We start from the raw sequence: 23,826 nt of genomic DNA on the forward strand, positions 1-23,826 counted from the left end.
AAACAACCGAGCCGCACACAGGCCACACAAGCCATCAAAACGCCGCGCCATAGGGCGTGCGCACCTTCTACCGAATATCGCCTTACCATCGTCCGATATATCTCAGCCAAACGCACCCAATCACCCGAAAAGCCCTTCAATACAAGCCATAACTAAACCAAATCATAGTTTTTCTATATAACCCGAGGTTATTATTGCGGGTGCGACGACCCGCAGTTTGAAGAATAACGCAGGGACCCCGCCGCCCTATCCATTTGACACGGTTACACGAAAATGACACAAAAATAAATGTGTGTTTCGTGTCAAACACAATCTATATAATTCAAATACTTACGCGCTATTTTTGCCATTGACACGATTACACAAAAATTATTCACTGTTTCGGCTGGTGAAAATACACCCAAACACGTAAACCCTTGACCATCAAGGATTACAGATACAAATCACACGCCCACCGTGAACTTTACTGCGCACCATAAACTAATCCCAGTAAAGACGTGGCTTATCCGGCCATATACCTTTACTGGGATTCATCACCACGCACGCCCATCCGTCGCGCCATGTGCCTCTGTACCACTTCAACCCGCGTGGCTACGGTGCTAACTGACTACTTTTAGTTTTGACCGTTTCACTTTATCAATCGGCTTTTCATCACGACCGCCATCAGGCAATGTATTGATCTGTTCATTCAGCGGTATCTCACGCATAGTACGCTTGCCCGCTCGCACATCATCCAAACAATCAGCCCATACCTGCATCATGGCAATGCGCTCAGGAATATGCAATTTAGCCCCGTAGGCACGTTCTACCTCGCTCTCTTTGATATGGGATAACTGCACCTCTGCCAAGTCACTGGGATAGTTCAGATAGTTCACAAGCCCCTTTTTAGCCAAACCTCTGAACCCGTGAACGTCTTGCTTATCCTTATACCCCATCCGCTTCAAAGCACCTACCAACGACGCTTCATTAATCACGCCCGATTTAGATACATTCGATGGGAAAAGGTGAACACCGCCACCACTGATAGCATGAAGTTCTTTGAGAAGCGCAATCGCTTGGCGGCTCAACGGCACATAGTGAATCGTACTTTTTTTCATGCCGTATATCTTTTGCCCTTGATCGTCATAGACAGCGGCGGGAACTGTCCACAGCTTGTTTTTTAGGTCAAAATCAGCCCACCTTGCCCCTCTTAACTCAGCATTACGGACAAAGGTTAAGGCGATCAGTTGCAAAGCAATACGGTGTAGCACGTTGCCATCATACGCGGCAATATCGCGCAACAGTTGCCCCGCTTCTTCTAATGGCACATGAATATGGTTCTGAACTGGTCGCGCGGGGATAATCAGCGTTAAATCAATCGAGGCCATCGGGTGAGCGCTGATAATCGCCCGCACAATGGCATAATCAAACACCTTGCGCAAATAAGTGGCGACACGGCTGGCCACATCATACGCACCGCGCTTCACCACACCATCAATGACGCTCACCACCACATCAGGCGTAATCTGACTAATCGGCAATGTACCCAGCTTCGATAAAGCGTTTTTTTCTAAAAATCGCCAAACACGCAAAGCCTGCTTGTCCTGTTTCCCCACTCGCCACACATCCCACCATGTGCGTGCCACCGCCTCAAACGTATTACTTTGAGCCTGCACCGTCACCACTTTGCTTTTAGTGCGCTCATGGGCAGGATTGATGCCCTGCTTAACCAATTCGCGCGCTGCCTTGTGTAATTCGCGTGCCTCAGCCAATGAAACAGTCGGATAAGCACCAAACGACGCGCGCGACGCACGCCCGCCAATGCGGAAACGATAGAACCATAACCACGAGCCACCATCTTGCCTCTGCAACGACAAACCGAGACCATCGGGAATATTTTTCTGGATGTTTTCTTTTTCAGCAATAATCGCCGCCTCAACCTCTGCAATGCGTTTCTTTAGCTTACTGTCATTTAGTGGAATAGTTGCCATTTGGAAAGCCCTATATTTACTGGTATTTCCATGAATTTGTGTATCAGATTCATGCCTTTTTCAGTGTTGAGTATAATCTGATACACAATCTGATACACAATTTATTTTGTACCCACGGTTTGCAAGGGTTGCCCATGGTTGACAAAAACAACGTATTTTCAATGGTTTTAGCAGGAAAAAGCGCTGAAAACCGCATAAAACGGACATATAGGCGACAAAAAACCCGCAAAACGTAGCGTTTATGCGGGTTTCTTTGGTGTTCTATGGTATCTATTGCTAACCATTTGGTGCCGAGGGAGGGAATCGAACCCTCACTCCTTTCGGAACCGGATTTTGAGTCCGGCGCGTCTACCAATTCCACCACCTCGGCGTGAGATCGACATTATGCCGAATCTCCTATGCATGCGCAAGTGTTTTTTACAGAACTGTTACTTTTTCATCGCGCCGAACATCACTTTGCCCAGTTCCACGCCCCATTGATCGAAGCTGTTGATGTCCCACACCACGCCTTGCAGGAAGGTTTTGTGTTCGTACAAGGCAATCAACGCGCCCAGAGTGCGCGGCGATAGGGTGTTCAAATGCAGTCGCGAGCTTGGCTGATTGGCCGGAAAACGGCTGTAGGATGGTTTTTTCTCCCATTCGATGCGCAAACTGTCCGGCAGGGCGGCGATGCCATAGGCGAGCGCGTCCGATTGTGCTTGTGCAAACAACAGCAAATCGGCTTCGCGGCTGTCCCCTGCGTAAGCGGACGGCAGGCTTGGTTCAATGCTGATGATGTCGAGCGGTACGCGCACACGCCCTTGGTGCAGCAGTTGGAAGAAGCTGTGCTGCGTGGTCGTCCCCAAACCGCCAAACAATACGGGTGCGGTGGCGTAATCAACCGGTTCACCTTGTTTGTTGATGGATTTGCCGTTGGACTCCATTTCCAGTTGTTGCAAGTAGTCGGGCAGGTAGCGCAGACGCTCGGCATAGCTGATCACGCCGTGAACTTGCGCGCCATGGAAGTTGGTGTACCAGATGCCGAGCATGGCGAGCATGGCGGGCATGTTGTTGACAAACGGCGCGGTGAGGAAGTGTTCGTCCATTTCTTTGGCGCCATCGAGCAGTTGTTGGAACTGCTCCGTGCCTAAAGCAATGGCGATGGACAGGCCAATCGCCGACCAGAGCGAGAAGCGCCCACCGACCCATTCGGGCAGGGTGTAACAGCGTTCGGGCAAAATGCCCCATGCGCCGGCGGCCTGAGTGTTGTTGGAAGTAGCACAAAAATGCGCGTGTTTGACGCCTTGATCGTCAGTCATCGGTACGCCGTAGTGCGCGCACAGCCATGCGTGCGCAGAGGTCGCATTGACCTGCGTTTCCATGGTGGAGAAGCTTTTTGAGGACAGGATGAACAGGGTGGTTTCGGGGTCAACTTGATCCAAGACACGTTGCAGTTCAACCGGGTCAATATTCGCCACGAAATGTACGCGCGGCGTGGTGTTCTCTGCCAACGCATGGCAAATCAAACGCGGACCTAAATCAGAGCCGCCAATGCCGAGATTGACCACATCGGTGATGGCCTTGCCCGAGTGGCCAGTGATTTTGCCGGCACGCACCGCGTCGGCAAAGGCAAAAAAACGTTCGCGTGTCGCGGCAACTTCGCTCGGAATCGCACCATTCGTGCCTTGATACGAGCCGCGCAAAGCGACGTGCAGCACCGCACGATTCTCAGAGGTATTGATCGCTTCACCCTCAAACATGCGCTTTTGCCACGCACGCCATGCCTGCTCATTGAGCAACTGTTCAAACAACATCAGCGTCTCATCGGTGATGTGGTGGCGCGAGTAGTCCAATTCGATTTGGCAGGTGCACATGCGGTAGCGATCGGGGCGCGTGGGATCGGCTTGGCGCAATTGTTCCAAACTGTGTTTTTTCAAATCGCGGTGATGGGAGGTGAGGGTTGCCCAAGCGGCAGTTTGTGTGGGACTCATGAGACATCCTTTGGTTGACGGGTTGTGTGCAGTGCACAATAAAAACCAAAAATCTGTTATTTTTTATCCGCGCGCCGATGATAAAACGTGGGGAGTGAAACACTAAAAACATCGTGCCATCAACCCAATTCCGATAAGTAGCAGACGTGCTTTTTTCGCGTCTATTTTAGCGAAAAAAGCCTGCTCGCGCCCAGCTATCTGCACATGAAAAAAACCTGCGAGAAACAAATCGCAGGCTTTGTTGGCTAAAAACGCAAGAACAGCTTATTCAATGGCGCGTTTGCCATTGTCATGCGGCACTTCGATGCGTTTCTTTTTGTGTTTGGTGACCTGTTTGTCCAGCTTGTCCACCGCAAAATCAATCGCAGTGTAGAGGTCTGTTTGCGAATCCTCCGCATGAAAATCCTGCCCGTCCGAGCGTAAAAGCAATGAGGCTTTTTGAATGTGTTTTTCAACCGAGAAGATGGCTTTGATTTCCACCGCGCGATCAAAATGGTGTTTGACCCGCTCCAGTTTACCAACCAGATGTGCACGGATAGCCGGTGTGACTTCAACGTGATGGCCTGTAAGTTGTACGTTCATACGAACCTCCTTTGAATCAGCGAATCGTCCCGAATTTTCAGCACTCGAAGCGATCGCTTGTTGAAAAACCGTTGGGCGATGATGACAGAAACAACACCTCGCGCTTGCCCACAGGATACCACGATGTGACACGATGTGCCAGCGGTGTAGGCGCGCTTGTCCGCTGCAAAGGACGGGGCATGTTGACAACATGCAGGAAACAGCGACAAAATCAGGCAAAACCCTTCAAACTGTTCAAAAACCAGCCAAAAAACACGGTACAATCAATTCATTGAGCCGAAAAAATAAACCAAAAAAGCGTAAATAATGCTATATTGAGAAAATTTGGTGCATTGCACAAATAAAAATCCACAATATATCCACACAGGAGCAAACTTTATGAACAAACCTTGGCTCAGTCAATACGGCGATATTCCGGCTGAAATCAATATTCATCAATTCACCTCCATCGCCGCTATCTACGAGGACTCGTTTGCCCGCTATCCCGAGCGTCCGCTCGCGATGAGCATGGAAAAAACCCTGAGCTACACCGAGGTCAAAAATTATTCGGAACAAGTCGGCGCATGGCTGCAACAGCGCGGCCTGCAAAAGGGCGACCGCGTGGCGGTGATGATGCCCAACTGTCTGCAATACGTCGTGGCGGTTGCCGCGATTTTGCGCGCCGGTTTCTGTGTGGTGAATGTCAATCCGCTGTACACCACCGACGAATTGGCGCATCAGCTCAAAGACTCCGGCGCTAAAGCGATTTTCATTCTGGACAACTTTGCGGTGACGTTAGAGCACGCCTTGCCGCACCTGCCCGACATGCAACACATCATCGTCAGCAAAATGGGCGATTTTCTCGGTTTCAAAGGGCGCATTGTCGATTTCGTCTTGAAATACGTCAAAAAAATGATTCCGGCATGGAAAATTGACAACGCCATCTCATTCAAACAAGTACTGGCCGAGAGCCAAAATCTCGCCATGACGCCGGTCACCTTGACGCATGACGATTTGGCCTTTTTGCAATATACCGGCGGCACGACAGGCGTGGCCAAAGGTGCGATGCTCACGCACGGCAACCTCGTGGCCAACGTGTTGCAAATCACCGAATGGTGTAAAGCCGCGTTCGACGGCATGAGCGAACAGGAGCAACCGGTCTTTTTACAGGCATTACCGCTGTACCATATTTTCGGCTTCACCGCCGGCGCGATGTACTGTATGCACATCGGTGGCCAAGCGCTACTGATCGCCAATGCGCGCGACATCCACGCCATGATTGGCGATTTGCACAAACACAGCGTGCATGTCTTCCCTGCGGTGAACACCCTGTTCAATGCCTTGCTGCACCACCCTGAATTCAAAAAAATCGATTTCTCCAAACTGCGCGTCGCCTTGGGTGGCGGCATGTCGGTGCAACGCTCGGTGGCCGAAGAATTCTACGCGCAAACCGGAAAACCGATTATCGAAGCCTACGGCCTGTCCGAAACCAGTCCGGGCGCATTGTTCAATCCTGTAACCGCGACGCAATACACCGGCTACACCGGATTGGCCTTGCCATCCACCGACATCGCGATTCTGGACGACGATGGCAACGAAGTGCCACTCGGCCAGACCGGCGAAATCTGTATTCGCGGCCCGCAAGTGATGGCCGGCTACTGGCAACGCCCCGATGAAACGGAGAAAGTCATGACCGCTGACGGCTATTTCCGCTCCGGTGACATCGGCGTGATGAACGAGCAAGGCTATGTCAAACTGGTGGATCGCAAAAAAGACATGATTCTCGTCTCCGGCTTTAACGTCTATCCGAACGAAGTCGAAGACGTCGCCGTGGCTTACCCGAAAGTCCTCGAAGCCGCCGCCGTCGCCATCCCGCACGAGCACTCCGGCGAAGCAGTCAAACTGTTCATCGTCAAAAAAGACGACAGCCTGACCGCAGAAGAGTTGCAAAACTACCTCAAAGAACACCTGACCGGCTACAAACGCCCGAAAGTGATCGAATTCCGCACCGACCTGCCGAAATCCAACGTCGGCAAAATCCTGCGCAAAGAATTGCGCGGACAATAATCCAATAAAAACTCTCCACAGCAGACCAGCCGCCCATGTGTTCGCACATGGGCGGTTTTGGTTTTTAAGGAAGCACTGAACAACCCAAACCAGTCTGCGCTTCCTTAACGGCATGGTACAATGCAGGTTCATGTCCACCAGACAATCGCTGGCGTTGATTGGCAACAATCGCGCGGGAGGAAAGTCCGGACTCCACAGAGCACAATAGCGGCTAACAGCCGTCCGCCGAAAGCCTTCGGGTATAAGGCGAGGAATAGGGCCACAGAGACGAGCGTATTAAGTTACGGTGAAACGCGGTAACCTCTATTGGGAGCAACATCAAATAGGCACGCAGTGACGCGGCTCGCTGAGCGTGCGGGTAGATGGCTAAAGTGGTGCGGTAACGCATCATGTAGAGGAATGATTGTCGTGGGGCGACCCATTACAGAATCCGGCTTATCGGTGGGCTTGAATGATTCAGTCGGGTGTGCAAACGCAGGTTTGCACACCTTTTTCTATCTGCGTCAGTGTCAATGGGGGCATCATGACGCACAAAAACATCTACGATCTCGGCGGCGAGCAATACGGCTTTACCCGCTCGGCGGACCCGTATTTAACTGCCAAAATCTTCGATCTGCTCCACCCCCATTCGAGCGGTATGCACTTGGACATCGGCTGCGGCACAGGCAACTACACGATGGCGCTGGCTACCAAAGGCTTGAACTTCACCGGCATCGATCCCTCCGAGAAAATGCTCGATGTCGCCCGTGCCAAAGCCCCAGATATCCCGTGGCGGGTCGGCAGCGCCGAAAACATCCCAGCCGACAATGACACGTTTGACAACATCATTGCCACCCTGACGCTGCATCACTGGGACAACCTCGATACCGCGTTCGCGGAAATACATCGCGTGCTCAAAACCCAGGGCAAAATCGTCATTTACACCTCATGCCCGAGCCAAATGCAGCACTATTGGCTCAACCACTATTTCCCCGATATGCTGGCGCATTCCATCGCACGCATGCCCTCGCTCACTCAAGTGCGCGCTGCGCTGAACCAAGCGCAATTGACCGTCGTGCATAGCGAACCGTATTGGGTTAGCCGCGACGTACAGGACCGCTTTCTGTACGCGGGCAAGGAGCGTCCCGAGTTGTATTTCAATGAGCAATATCGAAAAGGCATTTCGTCCTTTAACGCATTGGCCAATCAAACGGAAATTAAGGCGGGTTTGCAGGCATTAAAAAACGATCTTGAAACACAGCGTTTTGACGCCATCAAACGCCAATACGACGCATCCGTCGGGGATTACACCTTTTTGGTGGCGCAAAAGCAGCGCTGAATCACACTTCCCCGTTCAATGCCTGCGCAGCGTGCAAGGTGTCTGCCGCACTGCCAACAAAGCAAATTTCGTCGCCTTCACGCAAAATCGGATCGGCCGCCAAATCCAGCCCTTCCAAACCGCGCACAATGTGTTTGACCTGCACCCGCCACGGCTCCAGCGGCAGACTACTGAGCGGTTGATCGAGCCACAGGCTGTCGTCGGATAACCGAGTGACAAAGGTTTCGCCCTCGACGAGGCCTTTTTTGCCTTTGCCGTCCTTTTTCATGATCGCTTCAGGCGTCGCGCTGGTGGTACCAAACGGGTCGGATTCTTCGTCAAAATGTTGGCGCAGCAGATCGTAGCGTCCGCGTCGTTGTTCGGCGATGAAGCTGAGCACTTCGCTCGGCGATTTACCCAGCGTGATCAGGGTCTGCGTGGCCAAAACCAAGCTGCCTTCGAGAATCTCGGGTACAACAGCGACCGCTCCGGCTTGTTGCAATTGTTCCAAATACGCATCATCCAACGTACGCACGATGACCGGCACATCGGGGTTAAGCTCGCGCATGTGGTGCAATACATGCAATGCCGCGCGTGGTTCAATATGGGTGACGACCACGGCGCGCGCACGGCTGGCGCCGGCAGCCGCGAGCGACTCCTTGCGCACGATGTCGCCGTAAACCACATCATGACCTTTGAGCACGCCTTTTTGCACACGTTCAGGATCGCTATCAATACCAATATAGGCGGTGTTTTGCTCGCGTAATAACCGCGCCAGACTGCGCCCACTGCGTCCAAAACCGCCAATAATCACATGGTCGTGCGCATCAATGCTGTGTTTGGCAATATCGGTCAATTGCAGCGATTGCAGCAACCATTCGCTGCGAGTGAAGCGAAACACGATTTTATCGGCATATTGGATGATGAACGGCGTGAGGAACATCGACAGGATAATCGCTGCCAGCACCCATTGCGCGACCTCGGGGTTGAGCAAACCATTATTAATTTCCAGACTCAACAACACCAAACCGAATTCACCCGCCGGCGCCAAAGCCAAACCGGTGCGAATGGCCGTGCCGGTCGTACTACCGAACCAATAAGCCAAAGACGCGACAATGGCAAATTTCGCCAACAAAAACAAAACCAAAACCAGCAAAATCGCCAGCCAATTCGCCAACACCACCGAGACATCCAACTGCATGCCCATGGCAATAAAAAACAAGCCGAGCAAAATATCCTTAAACGGCAGAATATCCTCCTCGACCTGCATTTTGTACTCGGTCTCGGAAATCAGCATACCGGCAATGAACGCCCCCAAAGCCAACGACAGTCCCGCCATTTCAGTCAGCAAGGCAAAACCCAACGTCATCAAAAACAGATTGAGCATGAACAGCTCGCTGGAGCGGCGACGCGCCACGATCGTCAACCATGCATGCATCGGCTTTTGTCCCAAACCGAGCAACAGGGCAAGTACCACCACGGTTTTCAGCAGTCCGACCACCACCTGACCATAGACCGCGCCGCCGGGCTGCGCCAACGCGGGAATCAAAATCAGCAGCGGTACAACCGCCAAATCCTGAAACAGCAGCACACCAAAAATATTGCGTCCATGCGGCGTGTCCAACTCCAGCCGCTCGGTCAGCAACTTCATCACGATCGCCGTAGACGACATGGCGAGCACGCCACCAAGCGCGAACCAGCTCGCGCCGGACATATCCAAATTGGCGGGCAAGACATAATTCATCAACAAGCCCAAGGCCGCACACACCAGCATACTGCCTACAACCTGCGCCGTACCCAGCCCAAGCACCACTTTACGCATGGACTTGAGCTTGGGCAGGGAAAACTCCAAACCGATGGTAAACATCAAAAACACGATACCCAGTTCGGAAAAATGCCGCACAGCTTCACGGTCGGGCAAAAATCTCAGCACATAAGGGTCAATCAACACACCAACCGTCAAATACCCCAAAATCGGCGGTAAATGAAGGAAACGAAACACGACCACTGCCGCCACGACAATGGACAAAAACAAAACGATCAGCGGCAAACCCTGCATGAGAACCCAATAGAAAATGAAAAACCAGCTCAAGCGCAATGCCGCAGAATCAAGCACTTGCATTGTGAGCGTGGGATAAAAACGTTATACTTCAGGAAGCGCGGAATAACCCCTTCCGTCTCCTTTGATAATAACAAAATTAACCCTCTTTTGAGCGAGAATATGCAGCAACACGAAATATTGGACGCCGCCCGCGAAGTATTGCACCTCGAAGCCACCGCGCTGATCGATCAAGCCGCGCATTTGGATGAGTCATTCATCCACGCGATTGAGCTGATCTTGCATTGCAAAGGCCGCGTGGTGGTCTCCGGCATGGGCAAATCCGGCCACATCGCACGCAAAATTGCCGCAACCTTGGCCTCGACCGGAACGCCGGCATTTTTCGTTCACCCGGGCGAAGCGAGCCACGGCGATCTCGGAATGATTACGCCGGATGATGTGGTATTGGCTCTATCGAATTCGGGGAAAAGCGACGAACTACTGGCCATTTTACCCATCGTCAAGCGCTCGGGTACCAAGCTCATCACCATGACCGGCAATATGGATTCGGAAATGGCCAAGCTTGCCGACGCACATTTACATGTGTACATCAAGCGCGAAGCTTGTCCGCTCAACCTCGCACCGACCGCGAGCACCACTGCCGCCTTGGCTCTAGGCGACGCGTTGGCGGTGGTATTGTTGCGCATCCGTGGTTTTAACGAAGAGGACTTTGCCCGCTCGCATCCGGGCGGCACATTGGGTAAGCGATTGCTCACTTATGTGCGCGACGTCATGCGCACCGGCGAGCAGATTCCTTCGGTATCAACCGGCGCGAGTCTGATTGACGCCTTGGCGGAAATTACCCGTAAAAATCTGGGCATGACCGCCATCGTCGATGCGGACAACCATGTTTTAGGGGTGTTGACCGACGGCGATATTCGTCGCCTGCTGGAAAAAGGCGTGGATGTGCGTGGTCTGACTGTGAACGAAGTGATGTCAAAAACGCCGTACACCATCAGCGCAGATGTGCTCGCCGTGTCGGCGGTTGAGTTGCTCCAGCGCCACCACATTAACCAGATTTTGGTGGTCAATGCCGACCATCAACTCACCGGCGCGCTGAACGTGCACGACCTGTTCGCCGCCAAAGTCATGTAAACATGATACGGAAACGGAAGGTAAATGGACTAAACTGTATTTGCCTTCATTAAATTAAATGAATGCCATTTTAATCGGACGCCCTATGACTGATCGCTCCAGTTTTGCCCTGACCAACGATGCACTGTACCGACCCGTCGGCGCGATGCCGAATGACGACGTGATCGCACGGGCGGCGCGTGTACGTTTGCTGATTTTGGACGTGGATGGCGTGCTGACCACCGGCTATTTGGACTACGACGACGCGGGCGAAGCGACCAAGTCATTTTATGTACAGGACGGCTTGGGGCTGCAATTGTTGCGTCAACAGGGCATTGTTCTGGCGATTATCAGCGGGCGTGATTCCAAAGTCACAGCGGCGCGGGCAGCGGATCTGAAAATCCACCACGTGCTGCAAGGCGCTCAAGACAAAGGCGCGGCTCTGGCGCAATTACTCGACACCGTCGGCATCACCGCCGATGAGTGCGCCTACATCGGCGACGACGTGATTGATTTGCCGATTTTGCGCACCGTCGGCTTCGCCGTGAGCGTGCCAAACGGACACTTTCTCGCCCGCACGGCGGCGCATTGGGTCACCGCGCAGAGCGGCGGCGCAGGCGCAGTGCGTGAGCTGTCCGAGTTGATTTTATACGCGCAGGACAAACTGCTGCCCGCGTATGCAGCGTATTTGGCTCTGCCGAGCGCGGACAAGCCGACATTGGAGATTGTCTGATGGCTCCCTCCCGTTACAATGGTTGGCGTTATTGGCGTCGATTCAATCTACCGAACCTCATCTATCTGCTGCTGTTGATCGCAATCATGGCGCTGAGTTACTGGTATGTGCGCAAGGACACCAATCAGCAAAGCGAACCGGTCGCCAAGCCGACCGATCGCATGGATGGTTTTGCCGAGCAGGCGGAATTGACCCAGACCAGTAAAGACGGCTCGCTGTTGTACCACGCGTCCATGACAGGCATAGAACATTTCGGTAACGACGACATCAAAGGCAAAACCGTGTATTTGATTACCACCAGCGACAAACAGCCGCGCGTGACGGTCAAAGCCGACCAAGCCGTCTGGCGCAGTCAAGCGCAGACGGTCGATTTAACCGGGCAAGTCGTGCTCACGCGCGAAGCCGAGCCGAACAACACCGACAGCCGCACGATGATACTCACCACCGATGCCATGACGGTGGATATGGCGCGCGGCTTGGCCAGCAGCAACGAAGCATTCACCATGAAGCAAGGCGACAGCGTGCTCACCGGCAAGCGTTTTCGCTACGATTACCAATTGCGCGATTTGAGTATGGGCGGGCCGGACGGCGGACGCATCAAGGCGCAAATACTGAATAAACCTAAGTGAACGGTAGCGCAGACGACCAGACCACCGCCGCAGACACGCTCATAGAACACAGGACACAGGACACAGCCATGCAACGTTTTTTAAACCTTTTCTCGCGACACCGACCGTCACGCCAGCCGCAACTGCTGCTGTTGACGTTGACCTTATTCTTGAGCGCACCGATCAGCCTGAGTCATGCGCAATCGGCCACATTGAATGATCGCAATCAGCCAATCACCATCGAGGCCGATACCGTGACGTACAGCGATGTGACGCAAACCAGCGTATTCTCCGGTCGCGTGATTTTGACCCAAGGCTCAATGCAAATTCAGGCGAACACGGTTGAAGTCGTGATTGATCCGCAAGGTTATCAATACGCCACGGCTAAAGGCGGCGCGAATGGCTTGGCGCGGTTTCGCCAGCAACGCGACGGCGCGAGCGACTGGATGGAAGGGCAAGCCGAAAACCTGTTGTACGATGGAAAGACCAACGTCATCAGCTTGGCCAAACGCGCACAGGTACGCCGCGTTGATAGCAAAGGACAATTACTCGATCAAATTCGCGGCGAGGAGCTGACTTACAACCAGCTCACCGAAGTGTTTGAGTCGAACGTCAACCGCAAAGGTCGCACCCACGTCATCATCACCCCACGCTCACAAGATGCGCGAGGTGGCCAATGAACGCCGCCACGCCCGTTAATCCATTGACACATCCGCGCTCCGAGCTGGCCGCCGCGCACCTGCAAAAACGCTACGGCAAACGCACGGTGGTCAAGGACGTCTCGTTCTGCGTACGCAGCGGCGAAGTGGTGGGTCTGCTCGGGCCGAACGGTGCGGGCAAAACCACCTGTTTTTACATGGTGGTGGGCTTGGTCGGCGCCGACAAAGGCGATGTCACCATTGACAACATCAGCCTCGTGCGCCAACCGATGCATGTACGCTCACGCCACGGCCTGTCGTATTTGCCGCAAGAAGCCTCGATTTTCCGCAAACTGACGGTCGAGGAAAACATCCGCGCCGTACTGGAACTGCAACGTGACGACAATGGCAAACGCCTGAGCCGCGCAGAAATAAATCGCCAATTGCACCAACTGGTGGCCGATCTGCAAATTGGTCACATTCTGCAAAGCCCCGCGCCTGCATTATCCGGTGGCGAACGCCGCCGTGTGGAAATCGCCCGTACGCTCGCGACCAACCCACGCTTTGTACTGCTTGACGAACCCTTCGCCGGCGTTGACCCGATTGCCGTGATTGACATTCAGCGCATCATCCAGTTTTTGACCGAGCGCGGTATCGGCGTGCTGATCACCGACCACAATGTGCGCGAAACGCTCGGCATTTGTGACCGCGCCTACATCATCAGCGACGGCACGGTACTGGCCGAGGGCGATGCGGATGCCATTGTGAACAATGAAGCCGTGCGCCGCGTGTATCTCGGTGAGCATTTTTCGATGTAAGGTTACGAAAAAAGTTGGTTGTTACTTTTTCCGTATTGGATCGTCACCATTTTCGCCAGCATTTCCCTGACGAAAATGAAACCAAATTAACGTTTGACACAAAAGCACCTGAACCCTCCGTCCTACGCCCGCGAATTTTAAGGAAAAGACGCCCTTTCAGGCTTGTCGCTTTCATCTTTTTAGGAGAACTCTATGGCGAATATTTTACTCACCGGTGGAACCGGATACATCGGCGCGCACACCGCCGTCGTTTTGATCGAATCGGGGCACACGCCGATTTTGCTGGATAATTTTTGCAACTCCAGCCCGAAAGTGGCCGAGCGCATTGAGCAAATCACCGGCGTATTGCCCAAAGTCATCGAGATGGACGTATTAAACACCGCCGCCTTGACGCAAGTGCTGCGCGACGAGCGCATCGAAGCCGTGATTCATTTCGCCGCGCTCAAAGCGGTCGGTGAATCGGTTGCCAAGCCGCTGGCGTATTACCACAACAACGTCACCGGCACGCTCAGCGTGCTGGACGCGATGACGCAAGCGAATGTCAAACACATCGTCCTGAGCTCATCGGCCACCGTGTATGGCGAAAAAGGCGTGCCGCCGATGCGTGAGGACGCGCCGTTGTCCGCGACCAACCCGTATGGCGAAACCAAAGTCATGATGGAGCGCATCATCACCGACGTAGCGCACGCGCAGCCTGATTTGCGCTACGCCATGCTGCGTTATTTCAATCCGGTTGGCGCGCATCCGTCGGGGTTGATCGGCGAGCATCCGCGCGGCATTCCAAACAACCTCATGCCGTACATTCAGCAGGTCGCGGTGGGCTTGCGTGAGCAGCTGTCCGTATTTGGCAACGATTATCCGACCGCCGACGGCACGGGTGAGCGCGACTACATCCACGTCATGGATTTGGCGCGCGGTCACGTGCTGGCGGTGGCGCGCCTGCTTGCGGGCAATGACTCGTTCACCGTCAATCTGGGCACAGGCGAACCGGTGACTGTGTTGCAAATGGTGCAGGCGTTCGAGCAGGCTTCGGGACAAAAAATCCCGTACACCATCGCGCCGCGCCGTCCGGGTGACGTGGCCTCGGTGTACGCCGATCCGAACTTGGCCAAAGAACTGCTGAATTTTGCCACCGAGTACGGCGTGACCGATATGTGTCGCGACGCCTGGGTGTGGCAAAGTCGCAACCCAAACGGCTATGAATCGGCCTAAAATCCACGATTTTTAACAATATAGGCCGCAAACACGCGGCTTATATTGAGTTTTCGCCCTGCATACTGTATTTTAACGGGTTGGAATTAATCGTTTTCACAAACAGCAACGCAGAAAGTCAGGTTCAAAATGTCATTAGTGGTACACAAATACGGCGGCACCTCCATGGGGTCGGTTGAGCGCATTCAAAACGTCGCGCGCCGTGTTGCAACATGGGTTAAAGCAGGTTATCAAGTCGTCGTCGTGCCCTCCGCCATGTCGGGCGAAACCAATCGTTTATTGGCTTTGGCCAAGGAAGTGAATCCAAACGCCGCCGATCTGTGCCCGCGCGAAATGGACATGATCGCCGCCACCGGCGAACAAGTCTCGGTCGGTTTGCTCGCCATCGCCTTGCAAAGCATTGGTATTGACGCGGTCAGCTACACCGGCTGGCAAGTACCGGTACGCACCAACGACGCCTTCATGAAAGCGCGCATCGAGTCGATTGACGGCACGCGCGTGCGCAAAGATCTGGACGCGGGTAAAGTGGTCATCATCACCGGTTTCCAAGGGGTGGATCAGAACAACAACATCACCACGCTCGGTCGTGGCGGCTCCGACACCTCCGCCGTGGCGGTGGCAGCGGCGATCAACGCCGATGAATGCCTGATCTACACCGATGTTGATGGTGTGTACACCACCGACCCGCGCGTGGTTGAAAACGCGCGCCGCATGGACAAAATCACCTTTGAAGAAATGCTCGAAATGGCGAGCTTGGGCTCCAAAGTATTGCAAATTCGTTCGGTCGAGTTCGCTGGCAAATACCGCGTGAAAACCCGCGTGCTGTCCAGTCTGACCGACCCGGAAATCGACGTCAGCGTTGAAGCCAACTCAGGCACATTGATTACCTTTGAGGAAGACAAAAACATGGAAAAAGCAGTTATTTCAGGCATCGCCTTTAGTCGCGACGAAGCCAAAATCACCTTGGATCAAGTACCCGACACCCCGGGCGTGGCATTCGGCATTTTGGGCCCGATCGCCGCCGCAAACATTGATGTGGACATGATCATCCAAAACCAAAGCAAAGACGGCACCACCGACTTTTCATTCACCGTGAATCGCTCTGAGTACAACAAAGCGATGGAGCTGGTGAAAAACACCATTGCACCTGCCGTTGGCGCGGTTGCGGTGATTGGCAACGACAAAGTAGCCAAGGTCTCTGCCGTCGGCATTGGCATGCGCTCGCACGTCGGCGTGGCCAGCAAAATGTTCGATACTCTGTCACAAGCAGGCATCAACATTCAAATGATCTCCACCTCGGAAATCAAAATCTCCGTGATTATCGAAGACAAATTCATGGAATTGGCCGTGCGCGAACTGCACCGCGTATTTGATCTGGAAAACGAAGTCAGCACAGATTCGGTTTAATCCGCGCGATTGATCTTCGCAAACCAGCCATAAAAAACCCGACGCATGCGTCGGGTTTTTTACGATTTGCTGAGGAATTACAGCGTTTTTTGCACCATCGCGCGTGAAAACACCTGATGCACGACCAGCCACAACACCGCCAAAACCGCCGTACCGACAAAAACCCCGCGCGTCTGCCAATGATTGTTCAGCCACGCGCCGAGCATCGAGCCAACAAACAAACCCAGCGCCTGAATCGTGTTGTACACGCCCGAAGCCGCGCCTTTGGTCGCCGGATGCGTGAGTTTGGACAACAGCGACGGCTGCGTCGCCTCCAACACATTAAACCCGGTGAAAAACAGCAGCAACGCACCGGCAATCCAATACATACTCGCACCGGCCTGCGCCATCAAAACGACTTGCGACAGCGCGATCAGCGCAATCGCCCAGCGCATGATTTCAAACATCTTGCCATATTTTTCCGCACGAATAATCAGCGGAATCATCAGCGCCATGCTGATTAAAATCACCACCAGATACAGCCATGTGCTTTGCTGATGCGACACATTCAGCGCCAATAATTGATGCGGAATCACCACCCACATCGCCATCTGCACCGCGTGCAGCACAAACACACCCAGATTGAGCAGCCATTGACGCGAATCACTCAGCACTTGTCGCATCGCTTGGCCACTGGTGATCGGCGCAGCATTTTGTTTCGCCAACGGAATGCTCCAAATCAGGCCAATCGCGACCAGCGCCAACGCAGCGATCAGCAGAAAAATCCCGTTCATACCGATGCGGTCGAACAGCAACGGCCCGAGCACCAAAGAACCGGCAAACGTCAGCGCAATGCTCATGCCGATCATCGCCATCGCGCGCGTGCGCACCGAGTCGCGCGTGGTATCGGCGACCATCGCCACCACCACGCTGGAAATCGCACCGGCGCCTTGCAACGCCCGCGCCGCCGCCAAACCATAAACCGTCTGCGCCGTCGCTGCCCAAATGCTGCCCGCCGCAAAAATCAGCAAGCCGAGGGTAATCACCGGTTTTCGGCCAAACCGATCCGAGGCCAAACCGTAGGGAATGTACAAAAACGCCTGCGTCAGGCCATACGCGCCCATCGCCAAGCCAATCGCCATACCCATTTTTTCGGGTGTACTCACCGCGCCGCCGCCCAAAGGCAAGGTCAACGCATACGGCGCCAGCACCGGCAACACGACAAACAGCCCAAACATACGCAAGGCAAACACCAGCGCCAGCCGCACGCTGATCATGCGTTCCTGCGCGCTCAATTGATTCAAATCAGAAGAAGCCATACAAAGCGATCATTTAATATACAGACAAAGTGCAGACAGGCTGCAAACGCGCATCTTAACAGTTTTACCCACCCTCCCGCCATAATTGATACAAATGCTTACAAAGACACCGCACCCACATTTTCCCCGCTACTCCTGATTTTTCGCCCATCCCATGCATGACAGAAGGGTTGGAAAAAGGTTATAGTAGTGGATTGAATGCAACCGAGATGTGCGCACATAGCTTATGAACGAAATCAAAATCCGTGGGGCGCGAACCCACAATCTGAAAAACATTTCGCTGGATTTACCCCGACAAAAATTGGTGGTCATCACCGGCTTGTCCGGCTCGGGCAAATCGAGTTTGGCGTTTGACACGCTGTACGCGGAAGGGCAGCGCCGCTACGTCGAAAGTCTGTCGGCGTATGCGCGGCAGTTTTTACAATTAATGGAAAAGCCCGACGTCGATTTGATTGAGGGCTTGTCACCTGCAATTTCGATTGAGCAAAAAGCCACCAGCCACAACCCGCGCTCCACCGTCGGTACCGTGACCGAGATTCACGACTATCTGCGTTTGCTGTTCGCGCGCGTGGGCACGCCGTATTGCCCGCACCACCATTTGCCACTGTCGTCGCAAACCGTCTCGCAGATGGTCGATACGGTGTTGGCTTTGCCCGAGGACACACGCTTGATGATTCTCGCGCCGGTGGTGGTCAATCGCAAAGGCACGCACGAGGATTTATTCGCCCACATGCAGGCGCAAGGCTTCGTGCGTTTTCGCGTGCGCTCCGGCGGCGGCACGGCGAACGAGGCCGTCGCGCAGATTTACGACGTGGACAATTTACCCACGCTCAAGAAAAACGACAAACACACCATCGAGGTGGTGGTGGATCGCGTGAAAGTACGCGCCGACCTGAAACAACGCCTCGCCGAGAGCTTTGAAACCGCGCTGCGTTTGGCCGAAGGGCGCGCGCTGACGGTGGATATGGACAGCAACGCCGAGCAACTGTTCAGCGCGAAATTCGCCTGCCCCGAGCCGGATTGCGATTACGCGATTGCCGAATTGGAGCCGCGCCTGTTTTCGTTCAATAATCCGATGGGCGCTTGCCCCGAATGCGACGGCTTGGGTCACGTCACCTTTTTCGATCCCAAACGCGTGGTCGCCTTTCCATCCTTGTCGCTCGCCTCGGGCGCAATCAAGGGCTGGGACAAGCGCAATGCGTATTCATTCAGCATGATGCAGGGTTTGGCGGGATTCTACGACTTTGACATCGACACGCCGTTTGAATCATTGAGCGATACCGCACAGCAAAGAATTCTCTACGGCTCGGGGCGCCAGACCATTCCATTCACCTATTTGTCGGACAAAGGCCGCTCCGTGGTGCGCGAGCACACGTTTGAAGGCGTGATTCCAAATCTGGAACGACGCTACAAAGAAACCGACTCAGCCACCATCCGCGAGGAGTTGGCCAAACTGCAAAACATCCAACCGTGCCCCGCGTGTGACGGCACGCGCCTGCGCGAATCCGCACGCAATGTGCGCGTGGGCGAGGACGATGCGGCGCGTACCTTGCACGAAATCAGCCATTTGGCGCTGCGCGATACGCTGGCGTATTTCCAGTCGCTCGAACTTTCCGGCGCGAAGCGCGAAATCGCCGACCGCATCATCAAGGAAATCACCCTGCGCCTGCAATTTTTGAACAACGTCGGGCTGGATTACCTCTCGCTTGAACGCAGCGCGGACACGCTCTCGGGCGGCGAAGCGCAACGCATTCGCCTCGCCTCGCAGATTGGCTCAGGCTTAACCGGCGTGATGTACGTGCTCGACGAGCCCTCCATCGGTCTGCATCAGCGCGACAACGACCGCCTGATCGGCACGCTCAAACACCTGCGCGATTTGGACAACACCGTGATTGTGGTTGAACACGACGAAGACATGATCCGCGCCTCCGACTACGTGGTGGACATGGGGCCGGGCGCAGGCGAGCACGGCGGCCAAGTGGTGGCGCAAGGCACACCAAGCGAAGTGGAAAACCACCCCGATTCGGCCACCGGCCATTTCCTCTCGGGCAAACGCAAAATCGCCGTACCGGAAAAACGCCGCGCCAAAACCGAAAAAGAATTGGTGATCAAAGGCGCGCGTGGCAACAATCTGAAAAACGTCGAACTGCGTCTGCCCGTCGGCCTGATGACCTGCGTCGCAGGCGTATCCGGCTCGGGCAAATCCACACTGATCAACGAAACGCTGTATCTGGCCGCCGCACGCCAGATCAACCGCGCCTCGGAGGAGCCGTCGCCACACGACGAGATTCACGGCTTGGAACATTTCGACAAAGTGATTAACGTCGATCAGTCGCCGATTGGCCGCACCCCGCGCTCCAATCCCGCGACCTACACCGGCCTGTTCACGCCGGTGCGCGAATTGTTCGCTCAAGTACCCACTGCGAAAGAGCGCGGTTATCAACCGGGCCGTTTTTCGTTCAACGTCAAAGGCGGCCGTTGCGAAGCCTGCGAAGGCGATGGCGTGCTGAAAGTCGAAATGCACTTTTTGCCCGACGTCTACGTCTCGTGCGACGTCTGCCACGGCAAACGCTACAACCGCGAAACACTGGAAGTGCAATACAAAGGCAAAAACATCCACGAAGTGCTCGAAATGACTGTGGAGCAGGCGCATGAATTTTTCAACGCCGTCCCAACCGTGGCGCGCAAACTCAAAACCCTACTCGATGTCGGCCTCGGCTACATCACGCTCGGTCAGTCCGCCACCACGCTCTCCGGTGGCGAGGCCCAGCGCGTCAAACTCGCGTTGGAACTGTCCAAACGCGACACCGGCCGCACGCTATACATCCTCGATGAACCGACAACCGGCTTGCATTTTGCCGATATTGAGTTACTATTGTCAGTCATTAACCAATTATCCGCGCACGGCAACACCATCGTCATCATCGAGCACAATTTAGACGTGATCAAAACCGCTGATTGGATCATCGACATGGGCCCCGAAGGCGGCGCAGGCGGTGGTCAAATCATCGCGCAGGGCACACCGGAGGAAGTCGCAGCGAATCCGAAGAGTGTGACCGGCGTGTATTTAAAACCGTTGTTGGCCAAAGGTTAACACCGACCCAGAGCAGTCGGCAAAACGCGATACGGCATAGGAATAGATATGTGGGTTTCCCATTTTTTACAACTTTTGGCACGAATTTTGGTCGGCGCATACCCGCGCTGGGTCGGCAGTCAGCCGAACCACAACCAGCGGATTTACATCGCCAACCACACCAGTCACATCGACACCGTGGCGATTTGGGCGGCATTGCCCGAGCATTTGCAAAAGCACACGCATACCGTGGCGGCGTGGGACTACTGGGCGAACAATAAATTCAAACGCTGGCTCACCACCAACGGTCTGAATGCGGTCTACATCAAGCGTTCGAAAGAAGATGCCAACGGCGAGGATCCGCTGCAACCGCTGTACGACACGCTGGCGAGTGGCGAATCGCTGATTATTTTTCCCGAAGGCACACGCAATAAAGGCGAAGTGCCGCAGCCGTTCAAGTCGGGCATTTATCATTTGGCCAAACGCTTTCCGCACGTCGAATTCATCCCCGTTTATCTGGAAAACCTCAGTCGCATCATGCCCAAAGGTGAGTTTTGGCCGGTGCCTTTGGCCTGTACCGCACGTTTTGGCAAGCCCTTTTATTTGCAAGAGGGCGAGGACAAGGATGATTTTCTCGAACGCGCCCGTCAGGGTGTGATTTCTGCACGCGCACCGCATGTTGCCAGCAATTAACTCTTTTTAAGCGATTTTTCCATGAATTGGTCTGACTGGTCTGAATACGAACGCTTCATCCTGACTTTGCTGGTTTTAACGCTGTTGGTTGGTTTGGGGCACATCATCACTTATTTTTCGCTCAAGTATGCGGAGAAAAACCATAAAAAGGTGCGACGCGTGTTTCTCATGCGCACGCAACGCTATCTCGGCTCGTTCTGGTGGATGTTTTTGATCGCGATTTTGACCGGCTTGTTCGGCCTGGTCGGCGGCCTGATCGCCAGTATGATGCTGTCCTTTATCGCGCTGCGCGAGTTCATCACGCTCACGCCGGTGAAAATCGGTGACCATCGGGCGATTTCTCTGGCGTTTTTCGTGGTCTTGCCGCTGCAATATATTTTGATTGGCTTTTCGGAGTTTGGGCTGTTCACCGTACTGATCCCCGTTTATGCGTTTTTACTGCTGCCGGTGATTAGCGCGACGCGGCAGGACACCGATCGCTTTTTGACGCGCAACGCATCGGTGCAGTGGGGACTGATGGTCGCGGTTTATTGTATCAGCCACATGGTGGCGATTTTGAACATCGAAACTGTGAGCCATTTTTCCAATGGCCGCCGCGCTTTGTTTCTGCTGTTTTTCCTCGTCTTGGTGCGCTCGGCTGCGCTCGTGCAGCACGTTGCGGATTATTATTTCCGCGACGGCTCCATGCGCATTGCCGAGAAAATCCATGATCGGGTGACGTGGAACGGTATGTGGGTCAGCGCAGGCGTGACCGCGACTCTGGCCGCCTCGTTTTTCTGGTTCACGCCGCTGCGTCCGTGGCAGGCATTGATCGCCGGTGCGCTGATCGCTATGTCGTCAGTGCTCGGGCGCGTGGTCATGCGCGCCATCGCCATCAGCATGGGTGTACGCGATTGGGGTGAGGTCACGGGGCGCAATCAGGGTGTGTTGGATCGACTCGACGGCGTGGTCTACGCCGCGCCGGTGTTTTTCCACTTCGTGCAATTCATCACGATTCGTTAAGATTGACAGCTATTCGCCAGAACCCACATGGTGCGGCACCTCCTGTTCCTCCTGCACGCCCCACCAGTTGGCAATGAAACTGGCCGAGGCAATCAGCAGACCGCCAATCCATGCGCGCGTGCTCATCAATTCGTGAGCAATCAGCGCGCTGGAGACCGCACCGACCACCAGCTCAAACGGGAAAATCACCACTGCCTGATGCGAGGTTAAGTAGCGCAGGCCGAATTGATAGGCTTTGTAACTGAGCATCAGCAATGCGCCCATCAGCACAATCACCGCCAACGCCGAACCGACATACTCCGCGCGCGGCCAATGGGGACCCGTTTCAAACAGCAGCCAAACCGAACCCACCACAATCGCGCCCAAGCCAAATAAAAACGCCTGAAACTCCGGTCGCATTTTCGACACATGGCGGATGTTCACATTCATCACCGCCGAAGCCACGCCCGCACCCAAACCGGCCCATTCGGCGGCGTTGGCCGGCACAGGCAGCCCCAAACGCGGCTCGTACAACATCACCATCGCGCCCAACAAACCCAGCGCAATACCCGTCCAGCCCGCCCAATTGGTGCGCTCGCGAAACACCAGCGTCGCCAGCAAACCCGTCCACACCGGCATCAGGTAAAACAACAGCATCACCCGCATCACCTCGCCGTGCAACATCCCCCAAGTGAAGCCCAAATTACTGAATGCCGCGCACAACATGATGAGCCACAACTGCCGCTTCGGCGTCACGCGCCACTCACTGAGCAAAAATTCACGCGCGAAAAACGCCGCGATCGCCGTTGCCACCAGCGCAATCGAAATGCCCACGCTCATGCCGCTCATGCCCCACGCATACAAATAACGGAATGCCAGCCACGACAAGCCCCAAAAAGAAGCGACGTACAATAAGGCCAAGCGAGCAACGATCAACGTGGAACGGGAAGGAAACAAAAGCGGAGGCATAACAACTTTCACAAAGCAGCGTCAGGAGACGACCATAAGCGGGCATTGTACCATTTCACCCATGAGCACCCATGAACACCCATTCTGCACACAGACCCGCAACAAATCCCCGCCTCGCACCAGATTCAAAATCCAAACACCGCGATTGCCATTATAATAACGGCTGTTTGCAACAACTGAAGCGCTTGGCAAGCGAATGCGTGCTTCAACAAAGCATCGCCATTGCGTTCCGCGAAGCTTTCGCTACGCTCGCTTCATTACTTTTTATATGCGCTGAACACCTGCCTACGCGGGCATGACAGCACCGTTTTTAAATTTTTGTACTGAATTTTAATCGAAGAGAGGGTCAGCCATCTGAC

At 54.3% G+C, this 23,826-nt stretch carries 18 protein-coding genes, 1 tRNA gene and 1 other RNA gene; 13 read left to right on the forward strand and 7 right to left on the reverse strand.

Annotated features, from left to right (window positions below; genetic code table 11):
- Window positions 1–599: 599 nt before the first annotated feature.
- The 4 genes from ACZ41M_RS09080 to hpf all read right to left on the reverse strand — a co-directional run bounded on the left by ACZ41M_RS09080 (window position 600) and on the right by hpf (window position 4,522).
- Window positions 600–1,970 (reverse strand): tyrosine-type recombinase/integrase, encoded by a 1,371-nt coding sequence (locus ACZ41M_RS09080; protein WP_464731474.1) that lies wholly within the window; start codon window positions 1,968–1,970, stop codon window positions 600–602.
- 285 nt (window positions 1,971–2,255) lie between these two features.
- Window positions 2,256–2,340 (reverse strand) — tRNA-Leu (locus ACZ41M_RS09085).
- A gap of 58 nt (window positions 2,341–2,398) precedes the next feature.
- Window positions 2,399–3,940, reverse strand: a complete 1,542-nt coding sequence (pgi, locus tag ACZ41M_RS09090; RefSeq protein ID WP_464731473.1) for a glucose-6-phosphate isomerase — start codon at window positions 3,938–3,940, stop codon at window positions 2,399–2,401.
- A gap of 264 nt (window positions 3,941–4,204) precedes the next feature.
- Window positions 4,205–4,522, reverse strand: a complete 318-nt coding sequence (gene hpf, locus ACZ41M_RS09095) for a ribosome hibernation-promoting factor, HPF/YfiA family (RefSeq protein ID WP_464731472.1) — start codon at window positions 4,520–4,522, stop codon at window positions 4,205–4,207.
- Window positions 4,523–4,900: 378 nt separating this feature from the next.
- On the opposite strand from hpf, the gene ACZ41M_RS09100 reads away from it, so the two are divergent.
- The 3 genes from ACZ41M_RS09100 (at window position 4,901) to ACZ41M_RS09110 (ending at window position 7,886) form a co-directional block, all read left to right on the forward strand.
- Window positions 4,901–6,568, forward strand: a complete 1,668-nt coding sequence (locus ACZ41M_RS09100) for an AMP-binding protein (protein ID WP_464731471.1) — start codon at window positions 4,901–4,903, stop codon at window positions 6,566–6,568.
- A 129-nt stretch (window positions 6,569–6,697) separates the two neighbouring features.
- Window positions 6,698–7,022: RNase P RNA component class A (gene rnpB, locus ACZ41M_RS09105), an RNA gene on the forward strand.
- 69 nt (window positions 7,023–7,091) lie between these two features.
- Window positions 7,092–7,886, forward strand: coding sequence for a class I SAM-dependent methyltransferase (locus tag ACZ41M_RS09110; RefSeq protein WP_464731470.1), 795 nt, complete (start codon window positions 7,092–7,094; stop codon window positions 7,884–7,886).
- A 1-nt stretch (window position 7,887) separates the two neighbouring features.
- Here ACZ41M_RS09110 and ACZ41M_RS09115 read toward each other — a convergent pair whose 3' ends face one another.
- Complete coding sequence (locus ACZ41M_RS09115) at window positions 7,888–9,987, reverse strand: cation:proton antiporter (protein ID WP_464737494.1); 2,100 nt, start codon at window positions 9,985–9,987, stop codon at window positions 7,888–7,890.
- Between the two features lie 87 nt (window positions 9,988–10,074).
- Here ACZ41M_RS09115 and ACZ41M_RS09120 point away from each other — a divergent pair, with 87 nt between their 5' ends.
- The 7 genes from ACZ41M_RS09120 (at window position 10,075) to ACZ41M_RS09150 (ending at window position 16,453) form a co-directional block, all read left to right on the forward strand.
- Window positions 10,075–11,058 (forward strand): KpsF/GutQ family sugar-phosphate isomerase, encoded by a 984-nt coding sequence (locus ACZ41M_RS09120; protein WP_464731468.1) that lies wholly within the window; start codon window positions 10,075–10,077, stop codon window positions 11,056–11,058.
- An 85-nt stretch (window positions 11,059–11,143) separates the two neighbouring features.
- The gene (locus ACZ41M_RS09125; protein ID WP_464731467.1) at window positions 11,144–11,770 is read left to right on the forward strand and encodes a KdsC family phosphatase; all 627 of its coding nucleotides are present in this window, start codon (window positions 11,144–11,146) and stop codon (window positions 11,768–11,770) included.
- The gene (gene lptC, locus ACZ41M_RS09130; protein WP_464731466.1) at window positions 11,770–12,399 is read left to right on the forward strand and encodes an LPS export ABC transporter periplasmic protein LptC; all 630 of its coding nucleotides are present in this window, start codon (window positions 11,770–11,772) and stop codon (window positions 12,397–12,399) included. The genes ACZ41M_RS09125 and lptC overlap by 1 nt, the downstream gene beginning before the upstream one ends.
- 68 nt (window positions 12,400–12,467) lie before the next feature.
- On the forward strand, window positions 12,468–13,058 hold the full coding sequence (gene lptA / locus ACZ41M_RS09135; protein WP_464731465.1) for a lipopolysaccharide transport periplasmic protein LptA: 591 nt from the start codon (window positions 12,468–12,470) through the stop codon (window positions 13,056–13,058).
- A complete protein-coding gene (gene lptB / locus ACZ41M_RS09140) occupies window positions 13,055–13,834 on the forward strand; it encodes an LPS export ABC transporter ATP-binding protein (protein ID WP_464731464.1) in 780 nt (259 codons plus the stop codon). Before lptA ends, lptB begins: the two co-directional genes overlap by 4 nt.
- Before the next feature lie 192 nt (window positions 13,835–14,026).
- Window positions 14,027–15,046, forward strand: a complete 1,020-nt coding sequence (gene galE, locus ACZ41M_RS09145; protein WP_464731463.1) for a UDP-glucose 4-epimerase GalE — start codon at window positions 14,027–14,029, stop codon at window positions 15,044–15,046.
- A 129-nt stretch (window positions 15,047–15,175) separates the two neighbouring features.
- Complete coding sequence (locus ACZ41M_RS09150) at window positions 15,176–16,453, forward strand: aspartate kinase (RefSeq protein ID WP_464731462.1); 1,278 nt, start codon at window positions 15,176–15,178, stop codon at window positions 16,451–16,453.
- A gap of 77 nt (window positions 16,454–16,530) precedes the next feature.
- Here the strand turns inward: ACZ41M_RS09150 and ACZ41M_RS09155 are convergent, their stop codons facing one another.
- Entirely contained in the window at window positions 16,531–17,751 is a 1,221-nt protein-coding gene (locus ACZ41M_RS09155) for an MFS transporter (protein WP_464731461.1), read from the reverse strand.
- A 226-nt stretch (window positions 17,752–17,977) separates the two neighbouring features.
- Here ACZ41M_RS09155 and uvrA point away from each other — a divergent pair, with 226 nt between their 5' ends.
- The 3 genes from uvrA to ACZ41M_RS09170 are packed head-to-tail and all read left to right on the forward strand — an operon-like array spanning window position 17,978 to window position 22,519.
- Window positions 17,978–20,845, forward strand: a complete 2,868-nt coding sequence (gene uvrA / locus ACZ41M_RS09160) for an excinuclease ABC subunit UvrA (RefSeq protein WP_464731460.1) — start codon at window positions 17,978–17,980, stop codon at window positions 20,843–20,845.
- Between the two features lie 48 nt (window positions 20,846–20,893).
- Window positions 20,894–21,517 (forward strand): lysophospholipid acyltransferase family protein, encoded by a 624-nt coding sequence (locus ACZ41M_RS09165; RefSeq protein WP_464731459.1) that lies wholly within the window; start codon window positions 20,894–20,896, stop codon window positions 21,515–21,517.
- 21 nt (window positions 21,518–21,538) lie between these two features.
- Window positions 21,539–22,519, forward strand: coding sequence for a phosphatidate cytidylyltransferase (locus ACZ41M_RS09170; protein WP_464731458.1), 981 nt, complete (start codon window positions 21,539–21,541; stop codon window positions 22,517–22,519).
- Between the two features lie 9 nt (window positions 22,520–22,528).
- Here the strand turns inward: ACZ41M_RS09170 and ACZ41M_RS09175 are convergent, their stop codons facing one another.
- On the reverse strand, window positions 22,529–23,455 hold the full coding sequence (locus ACZ41M_RS09175; RefSeq protein WP_464731457.1) for a DMT family transporter: 927 nt from the start codon (window positions 23,453–23,455) through the stop codon (window positions 22,529–22,531).
- Window positions 23,456–23,826 lie beyond the last annotated feature (371 nt).

This window comes from Puribacter membranae (assembly GCF_055380425.1).